Source organism: Notoacmeibacter sp. MSK16QG-6 (assembly GCF_024158145.1).
Classification (GTDB): Bacteria; Pseudomonadota; Alphaproteobacteria; order Rhizobiales; family Rhizobiaceae; genus Notoacmeibacter.
In genome coordinates this window covers 52,078-65,239 of the sequence record NZ_JAMYXM010000006.1, presented here as the reverse complement: position 1 = coordinate 65,239, position 13,162 = coordinate 52,078, and the positions used below count along the sequence as shown (strand labels likewise).

The following is a 13,162-nucleotide window of genomic DNA, read 5'->3' as shown; positions in this document are numbered from 1 at the left end:
GCAATCGGCATCGCGCCCTATGAAGCGCTGCATCGACGGATGGGTGGCCGAGCGGTTTAAGGCACCGGTCTTGAAAACCGGCGTGCGGGAGACCGTACCGTGGGTTCGAATCCCACCCCATCCGCCAGAAGCCGTTGCTCGGCAAGGCCTCCAAGCGGCGGAAACCTTGGAATTCATAGGGTTTTCGTTTCTTCTCGTCGCTACTTGTTTCGTGCAGTATCGTTCGCGGATTACCCCATTGAACTGCCGGCCCGCCCAGGCGAAATTTACAACAGCGAACCCAAAGTGGTCCCGGTTGGATACGCGCTGGTCCGGCGCGAGTATTTTGTACGACGGCTCATCGGAACCGGCTACGTTTTGAAGCGCGAAAACTGGATCATAGAGCCGGTGCTAAACTGACCGACCTTAAAAACAAACGTTGCGGCGGCGGGCTTCAGCTTGCCGCCGTTTTCCATGAATCTGGCTATTCATTATCTGTTTCATAATCTTCTTCAGGACTATCAAAGATGTCTGCCTGTCTGCTGATTGGCGGAGCAGGAGCAAAACGTAGAACTTCGAGCACCTTATAATGTGATTTCTTTTGCTTCCCGTCCTGACCGAGAGGGGTCGTAATCTCAAGACGGACTTGATACGAATCTTCGACCATAGCTCCGCCGCGTTCGATTGCTTCTTCGGCGATATTAGTTTCTGATATATCGGCGTATATGACTTCTTTTCCCATACGGAAACGCCACTGCTTGGCATCGGCCTCATATACCGGGCTATAAACCGTTAGCCATGCCGGAGTAACATCGATGTCCGGCTCCTTATCTACGGCGTCTCCAATGCCAGCATTACAAGACGCGATTATCGCGTCCGCCTCCTGTTTGGTCACAACTTCCTTCGGATCGTCGTTTTCTCTTACTTCCAAACGGTCAAAGCCGTCCTGTCCCACGGGCGCCAACGCGTCTCTCGCCGCCTTTAAAGCCTTTTGACTTTGCGACAGATTAAATACGGCAGGATGAACATGTACGGTATTTCCATCACCTTCTACGCGAACCTCCACCCGACCCGTGTTGTCCTCATCGACATATTCCCGAGCTTCAACAATTTTTCGGCCATTTCGCCATTTGAGGAAGCCAAGAAAAGAAAGGCCTCCGCCACTTCCGATCAGACCCACCCATTCCAATATTTCTTTAGCGTCTTTAGCAGTCTCGGTTCCAATCAGTGTGCGAATTTGCTCAATGAAACTCAGCACAACTTCAAAATTGATATTGAAACATTTGTGCTCGAAATCAGAAACGACCATCACTTTGGCAACGGCAGATTTTCCATTCACTTGCGTGTTTGCTTCACGAATCAATTGACCGAAGGCCATCAGAGCAGGCGCCAACGTTTCCACGTCAATCGAATGATCGTCGTGCCGGGTCTCCCCATCATAGGCAACTGAGAACTCATGCTTGCTCATTTCGTATTCTTCTGTCGCCAATACACATTCTCCAGCCCGATAAACCGGCAGTAATACAACACATATTTCGAAATCGGTGGAGTCACCCTGTTCCTGTTGTCCGGCGATCTGCGGAGCGCGTTTGATTCCAACCAACCGGTAAATTGCCACATGCCACTGAGCATCACAGGAAATCGGACATTTGTTTTCTGTTTGTTCTCGAAAAATATCCGTTGATCGTAAACCTTTCAAGTCACGCAGGCAGGCGGGTAACTCAATTAAATTCGCGCCACGTCACGCGTAAGCATCATCGCGTCTGATGATGAACCTCAATGATCGGCAGGTGATCCCGAAGGTGACCCCAAGGATCTTTTTGGTGATCAGAATTTAATAAAATCAATGCTCTATATGTCATTATTGGCGGACACCCCATCCGCCAGCGTGCTCACCCGGCAAGGCGGTAACAACCTTATATTCCTTCGGTTTCGGCCAAAAGCTGTGCGTTGCCGCCCGCCGCCGTCGTGTCGATACAAAGATGGCGTTCATAGGTCACGTGGCCGAAATCGGGCATTTCGCTGATCAATGGCACTATCGGTCCCGACCTCTTCGCCAGCGCTCGTGCGTAAAGACGACCATGCTGCTCACCGCCCCACCAGACAGCGCCGGATATGCCATCGATCTTCGTAAGGACGGACGGTTCGACATCGCCATCGACCCTCACTGAGAGTCCGCCAAGAGCGGAAATTGCCTGTGCCTGCTCGTCAACTGCTCTCCTGCCGGGGCCAAGACAGAGGATGGGAGGGCGGGTGACATAGCTCAGGCGATTGCTTTCTCCCGTTGGGCCGGGCAGATCGACCACGCCGATCAGTGTTCGGTGACCTTGATTCATTATTGCAGCGTCGAGGCGGTCTTTTTCCATTGCGGCCTCCCAACTGTCGGTCGTGAGCGGCGCATTAATTTTCGTGAATCTCGCCAGATAGTTCGGACCGCCAGCTTTTGGCCCGGTGCCCGACAACCCCTCGCCACCAAAAGGCTGACTGCCGACGATCGCGCCGATCTGGTTGCGGTTCACATAGGCGTTTCCAACCTCGATGCGGTCCGTCACTGCCTGAACACGGCCATCGATGCGGGTGTGCAATCCGAACGTCAGTCCGTAGCCAGTGGCATTGATGGCGTCGACGACGTCATCAATTTCGTCCGCAGCATAGGTACAGACGTGTAGCACCGGACCGAAGATCTCACGTTGCATCTCGGCAATGCCGCCAATTCTGATGAGGGCCGGCCCCACGAAAGCGCCCTCTGCTGAAGCGGGACACTGCTTGATAAGCCGTCCATCCTTTCCGGCTTTGTCGACATAGGCCTGAATTTCGTCGCGAGCGGCCTTATCGATGAGCGGACCGATATCTGTTGCGAAGGACCAAGGATCGCCGATAACAAGTTCGTCCATCGCGCCCTTCAGCATTTCCAGCAAGTTTTCGCCGATATCTTCTTGCAGATAAAGGCAGCGAAGCGCCGAGCAGCGCTGCCCGGCCGACTGAAACGCCGATGCAACAATGTCACGAACCGCCTGCTCTGGCAGCGCGGTACTGTCGACGATCATGGCGTTCAGTCCACCCGTTTCGGCGATGAGGGGCGCGCCGGGCGCCAAATGGTCGGCCATCGCTTTCCGGATCGCAAGCGCTGTCTCGGTCGAGCCTGTGAAAGCGACGCCGTCCACTCTGCTATCGGACGTCAGCGCAGCTCCAATCAGTGCTCCCTCGCCCGGCAGCAGCTGAAGCGCGTGGCGTGGCACACCGGCTTCGTGAAGCAGCCGGACAGCGTGCGCGGCGATCAGCGGTGTCTGTTCGGCTGGTTTGGCCAGAACGCCATTACCGGTCGCGAGCGCGGCCGCGATCTGGCCGGTAAAGATGGCAAGAGGGAAATTCCACGGGCTGATACAAACGAAACGGCCTCGGGCGGGATGGCCCACCTCTCCTGCCCTCGCTGCATAATAGAGAAGAAAATCCACCGCCTCGCGTAGTTCTCCAATGGCGTCGAGAACCGTCTTGCCGGCCTCTCTCTGAAGGATTGCGAAGATCGTTCCAAAATCTCGTTCGTAAAGCTCGGAAGCGCGCTTCAGGATCGCGGCCCGCTCGTCCACCGATGCCTGCCAGGGCCGCGCCGCCGCCAAGGCTGTTTCGACATCTTCAAGGCTGGCTTCGGTGACTGAACCGATCACCTCGCCGGTTGCTGGATTGCGCCGATCCGCCATCCTGACCGATCGAGTGTCACCGGCAATAATTGGTTCGGCATCCGCGATGTCTCGAGTCCCTCTTGCATCGTCGATCCCATCCAGACCCATTTGGGTGTTGATGTCGAAACCGGCGGAGTTGGCCCGTTCCGGCAGAAACAGTTCCGGGCCGCGCCTTATATGAGGGTTCGGGATGGAGCCTGCTTCCTTCAACTCCTCGAATGGACAAGACGCCACGTCTTCGGGCGCGATACGTTCGTCAACAATCTGGTTCACGAAGGATGAGTTCGCGCCGTTTTCGAGCAATCGCCGCACAAGATAGGCCAGAAGATCACGATAAGCGCCGACGGGCGCGTAGACGCGGCACCTCGTTTTGTCTTCCTGCTTGACGATGTGGTGAAGCCGGTCTCCCATTCCGTGCAGGCGCTGAAACTCGAAACTGTCTTTTTCGATGTTTTGCGTCATTCGCAGGATGGCCGCTATGGTGTGCGCGTTATGGGTGGCGAATTGCGGATAAATGCGGCCTCGCATCCGAAGCAATTTTTGTGAGTTGGCGAGATAGCTGACATCGGTCGATGCTTTGCGGGTAAAGACTGGAAAGTCTTCCAATCCTGCGACCTGCGCGCGTTTGACTTCCGTGTCCCAGTAGGCGCCTTTGACCAGCCGGACCGTGATTTTACGATCGAGTGCCTCAACGAGTTGATGAAGCCAGTCGATGGTAATTCCCGCGCGGCGACCATAGGCCTGGACAACGACGCCAAATCCGTCCCATCCTGCCAAGGCCTGATCTGCCAGAACAGCCTCAATGACCTTAAGCGACAGTTCCAGCCTGTCGGCTTCTTCGGCGTCGATATTCAAATTCATATTTGCTGAAGCGGCCTTGCGGGCCAGTGCCGTGACGACCGGAACCAGTTCGACCATCACCCTGTCGGAATGCGCTACTTCATATCGGGGGTGGAGCGCTGAAAGTTTAATCGATATGCCAGGATTACGCCGGAAGTCTTTGTGGACGCATCGTTTTGCGATAGCGTCTATGGCGCGCTCATAGCTGCGACGGTAGCTTTGCGCGTCTTCATCGGTCATCGCCGCTTCGCCAAGCATATCGTATGAGTAGGTGTAGCCCTTCTCCTCAGCAATCCGGGCACGGTCTAACGCTTTCTCGATAGTTTCGCCGAGCACGAATTGATGCCCCATCTCCTTCATGGCGCGTGCGACGGCCGTTCGGATGACGGGCTCGCCGAGACGTTTGACCGCACCTCGGAGATGGCTTGCAATACCGGGACCACGGTCCTCGAGCACACGGCCGGTGATCAGCAAAGCCCAGGTGGAGGCATTAACGAGGCTGGATGCGGATTTGCCCAGATGACGCCCCCAGTCCGATGGAGCGATCTTATCCTCGATGAGATCTTCGATTGTCTGCACATCCGGCACGCGAAGCAGCGCCTCTGCAAGGCACATCAAGGCAATGCCTTCGTCAGTGGACAGCCCGTACTCGGCCAGGAAGATCTCCATCAGGCCCGGACGGCCATCTTTCCTTATCTTTGAAACCAGTTCCGTCGCGTGGCTCCTGATAGCCTCGCGATCGGTCCCCGCCAGATCGACATATGCACAGAGGTCTTCGATCAATGCCGTTTCAGGTGCGAATTTCATCGCCTCGATATCGGAAAGATGGACCGTTTTCTTTGCCATGGACCGTTCCTCAGAGAATTTTCAACGGCAAGGATAGCCTGTTCATCCCAGGCGATGCGTCTAAAATGATCGAGATAGCAGGCGGAGTGGACAAAAAATGCGGGATACCGAGCCGAACGGTACAGTCGATCTAGACCGGATTGACCGGACGATTCTGAAAGAGCTGTCGAAGGACGCCCGTCTCAGCATGACGGAACTGGCCAAGCGCGTCGGCCTATCCAAGACGCCCGTATCCAGCCGTGTAAAACGACTGGAAGAAATCGGCGTCATTACCGGTTACCATGTTGGCCTGTCATGGCAGAAGCTGGGGCTGGGGCACATCTGCTTCGTCGAGATCCGGCTGGCCGATACACGTCAAAAGGCTCTTCAAGCCTTCAACGATGCGGTCAGGGACATTCCTGAAATCGAAGAATGTCACATGATCGCAGGTGGTTATGATTATCTTTTAAAAGTCCGGACGAAGGACATTCAATCGTTCCGGTCGGTTTTAGGCGAGTGTATTTCCGCCCTGCCTCATGTGTCATCCAGCTCCAGTTACGTCGCGATGGAGGCGGTAAAAAGCCGCTTCTGAAAATCCGAATGATCAGTCTGGCAACAGGATCGATGCGCCCTTTGTCTCGCGTGCTTCGAGCGCCCGATGCGCTTCAGCCGCATCTTTCAAAGCGAAGCGCTGGCCGATTTCGATTTTAACCGTGCCGTCGGCGAGCCACCCGAACATCTGGGAAGCGGCTTCATCCAATGACTGCCGATCCGCTATGTAATGGTAAAGCGTAGGCCGAGTGACATAGAGCGAACCCTTCTGGGACAGAAGGCCCAGATCGAACGGCTCAACCTTGCCGGAAGACTGGCCAAAACTGACAAGAAAACCGCGTGGGCGAAGGCAGTCGAGCGATTTCATGAGAGTGGTTCGACCCACGCTATCATAGACAGCGTCACACAGAGTGCCGTCCGTCAAGGTCTTCACGCGTTGGACAAAGTCCTCATTATTGTAGTCGATCAGTTCGTCGTAGCCGTGCGCTTTTGCGAGATCGTGTTTGCCCTTCGATGCGGTCCCGATCACGCGTGCGCCGATATGACGGGCGATCTGGCCGGCAATCAGTCCGACACCGCCGGATGCGGCATGAAACAGGATCGTGTCGTCTTTCGTGACTTTATATGTTTCACAAAGCAGGTAGCGCGCCGTTAAGCCCTTGAGCATAGCGACTGCAGCGAGTTCGTACGAAACGCCGTCGGGGATAGCGACGGCGCGGTCGGCGGGCAAATTCCGTTCTTCCGCGTAACCGCCGAGACCGATCGTATAAGCGACGCGGTCGCCAACACGAAAGCGCGTCACGTCGTCTGCCACGGCTATGACTTCGCCAGCGCCTTCATTGCCGGGTGTGAAGGGCGTCGTCGCAGGATAGAGACCGCTTCGAAAATAGGTATCGATGAAATTCAGACCTATCGCATGATGGCGGATGCGGATTTCGCCGGAGCCGGGCTCCAACGTCTCGACCTCTTTCCATGACATGGCGTCCAGCCCGCCGGTTTGTTCGACGACGATGGCATGATTGCTCACGGCGTTACTCCCTCTTTTCGGGAGCAGCTAGCGCCATTGGAACGGCCTTCAAGAAACCGGTTTGCGGTTGGCCGCTGCGCACCATATGGACAAAGGGTTCTTTGCATGAAAGGCGCCATGATGGATTCGCACGATCGCATCGCCGTTATCGGAACCGGTCCAGCCGGTCTTATCGCTTCGCTTTGTCTGGCGCATACGGGTCATTCGGTCCGTCTCGTTGGACCTGCAGTCGATCATGCCGACCCACGAACCACTGCTCTGATGCAACCGAGCCTTGCGGTTCTTGAAAAGATCGGGATGCGGCATGCCATCGAAAACGCGGGCGCGCCGTTGAGAGTGATGCGCATCGTCGACGGAACGACACGGCTGATCCGCAGTCCCGCCGTTGCCTTTCATGCTTCAGATATTCAGGAACCGGCCTTTGGCTTCAACATTCCAAATGCGGAACTGAACCGCCTGCTTGACGAAGCTATTTCCGAACAGCCTACGATCCAAAGGATCGTTGCGAAGGTGGAGAGCTATTCACCTGCGGAAACAGGGGTCCGTGTCCGGCTGGATAATGGCGAGCGTCTGGTTTGCAACCTTGTGATCGGAGCTGACGGACGGCAATCCAGGGCACGCATCGCAGCCGGGATTTCTCATATGCCCGCTCCATTGCCGCAATCGGCCTTCGTGCTTTGTTTCGAACACGAATTTCCTCACGACAACGTCTCGACCGAAATTCATACCGAAAGCGGTCCATTCACTCAGGTACCCCTTCCCGATCCGCGCCGGTCCAGTCTTGTCTGGGTGGTTCCGCCTCATCGAGCCGAAAGGCTCTTGCAAACCGATGACGAACAGCTCGGCCACATCATTGAAGAGCGGATGCAATCCATGCTTGGAAAGGTTTCGGTTGCGGGTCCGCGCGCCGCCTTTCCACTCAGTACGGCACTACCGCCGCGCTTCGGCGACAGGCGGATCGTGCTGGTTGGAGAGGCCGCTCATGTCTTTCCGCCTATCGGTGCGCAGGGACTCAATCTTGCAGTACGCGATATCGCCGATCTGACTGCACTGGTGCCACAACCGCCCGCAGATCCGGGAGCATCCGACATTATCGAGGCTTATAATCGCACCCGGCGATCGGACATCATGATGCGTTCCGCCGCGGTCCGTTCGCTCAACCGTTCGCTTCTATCTGACATGCTTCCAGCGCAGATGGCCCGCGCCGTCGGCCTCGACGCGCTTCGGCGTGTCGGTCCTTTACGCGACTTTTTCATGCGTGAAGGCATGTCGCCTGGCAGCGGCTTCAAAGCGATCAGACGCGAGGTGCGCGACGCATTACGGGAACAGGTCGACCGGTACCGCCCCCGCCCGCATAAGCCACAGGATCGCCGTTACCGTCACTATTGATGTAGCTGTCGTCACCAGGACGCTGGCCGAGGCCCGTTCGGCCCAAACCTCGTATTGCTGCGCCAGAACGAACACGTTTGTCGCTGTCGGAAGCGCCGCCAGGAGGATGGCGGACTGGATCCAGACCGGATCGAAATTGCCGACCGCACTCAAGATGATCCAACAGAGAAGCGGATGTACGATCAATTTGAGCGGTACGATCAGCGACAGTTCGACTGGTACCCGACGCAAGGGACGCAACGCCAGAGTGACACCCATGACGAACAAGGCGCATGGGGCAGCGGCGTTGGCGAGATAGTCAAGCAGGCGCTCCACAGCGACTGGTGGCGTGAATTCCAGCGCCGCCGCCCCGACGCCGACGATTGTGGCAAGGATAAAAGGGTGAAGCAGAATACGCTTGGCGACATCCAATACGAGCGCTCCGGGCGAACGATCGACTGTTCCGGACAGCGCCATGAGAGCAGGCACGACAGCAAAATGCAGGGCGTTCTCGAAAGCAAAGATAAGCGCCACTGGAACGGCCGCGCTTGCTCCAAAGGCCAATAGCGCCAGTCCCGGTCCCATATAGCCGATATTGCCATAGGCTGCTGCAAGGGCGGTGATAGTGGCGCGGGGCATCGCGCGATAGCGCAGCAACGAGAACGCAAACATCAGAGCAAAAATCAGATAGGTGCTCGCCGAGGAGCCAACGATGTAGCTCCATTCGGTCAGCTTTTCGATCGGGGTCTTTGACAGAAGCTGAAAGAAGAGCGCGGGCAAAGCGATGTAGATGATGAAAATGTTCATCCAGCCCAATGCTTCGACGGGCTGGCGGACGATTTTGCCTGCGCCGTAGCCAAGAACGATCAGGCCGAAGAACGGCAGAACGAGAGCGAAGATATCGGCCATGGATTATCGGTTGATCGTTGAAGAAAGTTGGAAGCGCGGACAGGCGCGCCTGCGATAGACTGCACTGCACCAGAAGACCGCTGTGTGGCAAGGGCTGGCAGATGGCCCAGTCAGTTGGAAGCATTGCAAAAGGCTTCGCACTGCACCAAATACTCCACTTGGATTTGAAAGGTTCGTTGGTGCAGAAAGACGCACGTTTTCATATCGGGCAGATCGTCAAACACCGCATTTTCCCTTTTCGCGGTGTTATTTTCGATGTCGATCCCGTCTTCGACAATACCGAGGAATGGTATGAAGCCATCCCGGAGGCCATTCGGCCGTCCCGCGACCAGCCCTTCTACCATCTATTCGCTGAAAACGACGAGACGGAATATGTCGCTTACGTTTCGGAACAGAACCTTCTGGCCGACGATAGCGGACTGCCTTTACGAAATCCGCAGATCGCAGACTATTTCGAAGTCAACAGCGATGGCCGGTTCCTGCCCAAGGATATTCCGTTGAACTGAGAAGGTGCGCATTCGAACTTGAATTAAAAAAACGGAGCCTGAACGGCTCCGTCTTCGTTTCGGCGATCGGGATCGGATCAGTTGGACTGGCCGGAGTCCTGCTGTTTCTCGCGGAACTTCTTGACCCATTCCTCCCGCTTCTTCTTCAGTTCTTCGCTCTGAGCGCTCTGCTGAGCGGCCAAAGTCGAGGCGTCGATCGGATCACCGTCATGCGCGGAAGCAAAACCGCTCAACGTCACCGAGACGGGAGTCTTCTGACCCATCGGATTAAGCGAGATGATCGTCAGCTTCCCGCCCTTACGGAAGGCATTGATCTGCTTTTCCGTGATCGGCGCCTGGGCGATGCACATAGGCGAAGGACGAAGCGGACAGATCGTGAAGTCCAGCTTTTCCATCTGACCGCTGTCAACCTGAAGGCCGACGCCGGCAGACAGAACACGCTCCGGCGGAAGAACAACGCGAATGCCGCGCTTGGTCTCGGAGCCTTTTGTCAGTTCTTCGACATAAACCGCGGTCACCAGCTGGCCGCTTCCCGATGCGATCTGCACAAACTGGGTCTGGCAGCTCTTTTGATCGGCCTTGTCCTGGCAAAGCTTCGTCCACTGGTTCGGACCCGGCGCCTTCGGAGCGTCCTGCGCCATCGCGATGGCCGGAAGTCCGAGCATGCCGGCGGCAAGCACGAGACACCGCGCGGTGTTATTCAGTGCTGTCATGTTATATCCCTCTGAAAATCAAAACCGACGGTTCACTCGCCGCCTCACGTAGCGACAAATCGGTATCGTCCGTGTTTCCCGATCAAATTGGGCGATAGAATGACGTTTCGCCGCCCAATTTGTGCCGTGGCGATAGGCTGATATTTTGGCAACAATCGAATCCCCTGCTGGCAAGGTTTCCATGATCAAACTCCATAGAATGCGCAAGCTTTTTCCTGTTTCGACCACCGCGTGGACGGGCATCTCCATGGCTGCAGCCATCTGCGTAACGCTGGTTTCCAGTCCTGTTTTTGCCGAGCCTTCTCATGCTATCGCCATGCATGGCGAACCCGCATTGCCGGCGGACTTCGATCATTTCCCTTACGCCAATCCCGATGCGCCGAAAGGCGGCAAGGTCACATATGGCCTTCCCGGAACCTTCAATTCCGTCAATCCCTTCATCATTCAGGGAGATGGCGTAAGGGGACTGAACGATCTGGAAGTCGGCATGAACGTGTTCGAGCCTTTGATGGCGCGATCTTACGACGAGCCGTTCACGCTGTACCCGCTCATCGCCGAATCGGTCGAGACGGATGCCGAGCGCAGCTTCGTTGAGTTCCAGATCGATCCACGAGCCGCTTTTTCGGACGGCAAGCCGGTGCGGCCCGAAGACGTGATGTTCACGTTCGACCTCCTCGCGGAAAAAGCCAATCCGCGATACAAGCGCTTGCGCGACAAGATTTCCAAGATGGAAAGGGCCGGCGAACGCGGCGTTCGTTTCACGCTCGATCCGGAATTACGCGACCGCGAATTGCCGCTCATCATCGCCATGATGCCGGTTCTTCCCGAGCATGCGATCGATCCGGAAAACTTCGACAAATCGACCCTTGAGCCGATCATCGGCACTGGGCCGTATACGCTCAGCGAGGTTCGGCCCGGCGAGCGTGTGACTCTGACCAGGAACCCCGATTATTGGGGCAAGGACATTCCGTCCAAAAAAGGCTTCGATAATTACGATCAAATCCAGATCGTCTATTATCGCGATCAAACGGCCCGGTTCGAATCCTTCAAGAAGGGTGAAATCGACATTCAGATCGAACAGAGCCCGTTCGCCAACTCCGATCCCGCGCGGTGGGCCAAGCGATATGATTTTCCCAGGGCGATTTCGGGCGATGTGAAGAAATCGACTTTTGAATCCGCCTTGCCATCCGGTATGCGCGGTATCGTCTTCAATACGAGGCGGCCACCGTTCGATGACCCGAAAGTGCGGCGGGCCATCGTCAATCTCTTCGACTTCGATTGGATCAACCGCAATATTTTCGACAATGCCTATGTGCGGATCGGAAGCTATTTCGACAATTCCGTTCTGAACTCACAGGAAGCGCCCGCGAGCGAAGCAGAAAAGGCGCTATTGGCGCCTTATTCCGATCAGCTTCTTCCCGAGATTCTGGCTGGACAGTGGACGCCCCCATCATCCGATGGCACGGGACGGGATCGAGACTTCGTCCGCAACGCTCTTAGCCTCTTTGAGGATGCCGGATACAAGCTGGAGGGCCGGCAGTTGGTTGGCCCGACCGGCGAGCCGCTCTCTTTCGAATTGATGATCGATGGCAGCGATGGCGAGATGATCGCGCTTTCGTGGCAGAAAACACTGGCGCTCCTAGGTATCCGGCTCAATTTGCGAAAGGTGGACACGGCTCAGTATTTCGAGCGGCGCAAGCGCTTCGATTATGATGCGCTTATCCATTTCTATTCGTCGTCACTATCTCCGGGCGCCGAGCAGATCGGTCGTTGGTCGTCGGTTGCGGCAGATGCTGAAGGGTCGTTCAACTTCGCCGGCGCAAAGGATCCCGCCGTCGACGCCATGATCGACGCCATGCTGGCGGCTAAAACGCAGGAGGAGTTTCGGGCGGCGGTTCATGCTTACGACCGCGTCCTCCTGTCTGGCTTTTACGTGGTCCCGTTCTATTTCATGAGCGAACAGCGTGTCGCGCACGATGCCGATCTCGCCTACCCGCAGAAGACAGCGCTTTACGGTTTTCAGTTGCCGACATGGTGGCGGCAGAGCGCAGCGAAACAATAGCCCGTTAGGAAGATGATTTGAGCCAGAGCTTTCCCAGCTCCACCAATCCGCTTTTGCTGGACGTTGTCTCCGACGTCGTCTGTCCGTGGTGCTACATCCACTTTCGACGTTTGGAAGCGGCGCGGCAGTCCCTCCCGGAAATACCGCTGGCAATTCGCTGGCGGCCTTTCCAACTCGACTCTACGATCCCGCCAGAAGGCGTGGAGAGACGGTCCTACATGCTAAAAAAGTTCGGCAGTCAGAAGCGGCTCGACCAACTCAACGAAGTGGTTCGCAAAGAAGGTCAATCCGTCGGCATCGATTTTGCCTTCGCGAAAATCGACCGCTCACCCAACACGCTAGACGCTCATAGGGTTCTGCACTGGGCAGGTACGGAGGATCTCGCGGTCCAGCACCGGCTCGTCGAAAGGCTTTTCGTTCTCTTCTTCGAAGAGGGAGGCGATTTGTCCGATCACGAGACGCTCGCTGAAGCTGCGAAGGACGCTGGTATGGACAAGGCAATCGTTCTTCAGCTTCTTGCCGGCGACGCCGACAAGGATCTCGTCCGTGAAGAGATCGCACAGGCCAATGAGATGGGCGTGCAGGGCGTGCCTTTCACCCTGATCGAACAGCGATATGGTCTTCCGGGCGCTCAAACGCCTGACGTCTTGGCAGATGCCCTTCGGCAGGTCGCCGGGGCGAAGGCAGAAGGTCAGTTCTGA

General features: G+C 56.3%; 10 protein-coding genes and 1 tRNA gene. 6 read left to right on the top strand and 5 right to left on the bottom strand.

The window, feature by feature from the left end; translation table 11 throughout:
* Positions 1–37: 37 nt before the first annotated feature.
* A tRNA-Ser gene (locus NIM86_RS15095) sits at positions 38–127 on the top strand.
* 336 nt (positions 128–463) lie between these two features.
* Here the strand turns inward: NIM86_RS15095 and NIM86_RS15090 are convergent.
* Positions 464–1,678: a hypothetical protein gene (locus NIM86_RS15090; RefSeq protein ID WP_253383338.1), complete on the bottom strand. Its 1,215-nt coding sequence runs from the start codon at positions 1,676–1,678 to the stop codon at positions 464–466.
* A gap of 217 nt (positions 1,679–1,895) precedes the next feature.
* On the bottom strand, positions 1,896–5,345 hold the full coding sequence (putA, locus tag NIM86_RS15085; protein ID WP_253383337.1) for a bifunctional proline dehydrogenase/L-glutamate gamma-semialdehyde dehydrogenase PutA: 3,450 nt from the start codon (positions 5,343–5,345) through the stop codon (positions 1,896–1,898).
* Between the two features lie 97 nt (positions 5,346–5,442).
* Here putA and NIM86_RS15080 point away from each other — a divergent pair, with 97 nt between their 5' ends.
* Positions 5,443–5,916: an Lrp/AsnC family transcriptional regulator gene (locus tag NIM86_RS15080; protein ID WP_253383336.1), complete on the top strand. Its 474-nt coding sequence runs from the start codon at positions 5,443–5,445 to the stop codon at positions 5,914–5,916.
* Between the two features lie 12 nt (positions 5,917–5,928).
* Here the strand turns inward: NIM86_RS15080 and NIM86_RS15075 are convergent, their stop codons facing one another.
* On the bottom strand, positions 5,929–6,903 hold the full coding sequence (locus NIM86_RS15075) for a quinone oxidoreductase (RefSeq protein WP_371872915.1): 975 nt from the start codon (positions 6,901–6,903) through the stop codon (positions 5,929–5,931).
* Positions 6,904–7,020: 117 nt separating this feature from the next.
* Between NIM86_RS15075 and NIM86_RS15070 the strand changes: the two genes are divergently transcribed.
* A complete protein-coding gene (locus NIM86_RS15070) occupies positions 7,021–8,292 on the top strand; it encodes a UbiH/UbiF family hydroxylase (protein ID WP_253383335.1) in 1,272 nt (423 codons plus the stop codon).
* On the opposite strand, the gene NIM86_RS15065 is transcribed toward NIM86_RS15070, so the two are convergent.
* Positions 8,221–9,180, bottom strand: a complete 960-nt coding sequence (locus NIM86_RS15065) for an AEC family transporter (RefSeq protein ID WP_253383334.1) — start codon at positions 9,178–9,180, stop codon at positions 8,221–8,223. The genes NIM86_RS15070 and NIM86_RS15065 overlap by 72 nt on opposite strands.
* 176 nt (positions 9,181–9,356) lie before the next feature.
* Here NIM86_RS15065 and hspQ point away from each other — a divergent pair, with 176 nt between their 5' ends.
* Positions 9,357–9,686, top strand: a complete 330-nt coding sequence (gene hspQ, locus NIM86_RS15060; protein WP_253383333.1) for a heat shock protein HspQ — start codon at positions 9,357–9,359, stop codon at positions 9,684–9,686.
* Positions 9,687–9,763: 77 nt separating this feature from the next.
* Here the strand turns inward: hspQ and NIM86_RS15055 are convergent, their stop codons facing one another.
* Positions 9,764–10,399 carry an invasion associated locus B family protein gene (locus tag NIM86_RS15055; RefSeq protein WP_253383332.1) on the bottom strand — a complete coding sequence of 212 codons (636 nt, stop codon included), beginning with the start codon at positions 10,397–10,399 and terminating at the stop codon, positions 9,764–9,766.
* A gap of 181 nt (positions 10,400–10,580) precedes the next feature.
* Between NIM86_RS15055 and NIM86_RS15050 the strand changes: the two genes are divergently transcribed.
* Positions 10,581–12,461: an extracellular solute-binding protein gene (locus NIM86_RS15050; RefSeq protein ID WP_371872914.1), complete on the top strand. Its 1,881-nt coding sequence runs from the start codon at positions 10,581–10,583 to the stop codon at positions 12,459–12,461.
* A 17-nt stretch (positions 12,462–12,478) separates the two neighbouring features.
* A complete protein-coding gene (locus tag NIM86_RS15045) occupies positions 12,479–13,162 on the top strand; it encodes a DsbA family oxidoreductase (RefSeq protein WP_253383330.1) in 684 nt (227 codons plus the stop codon).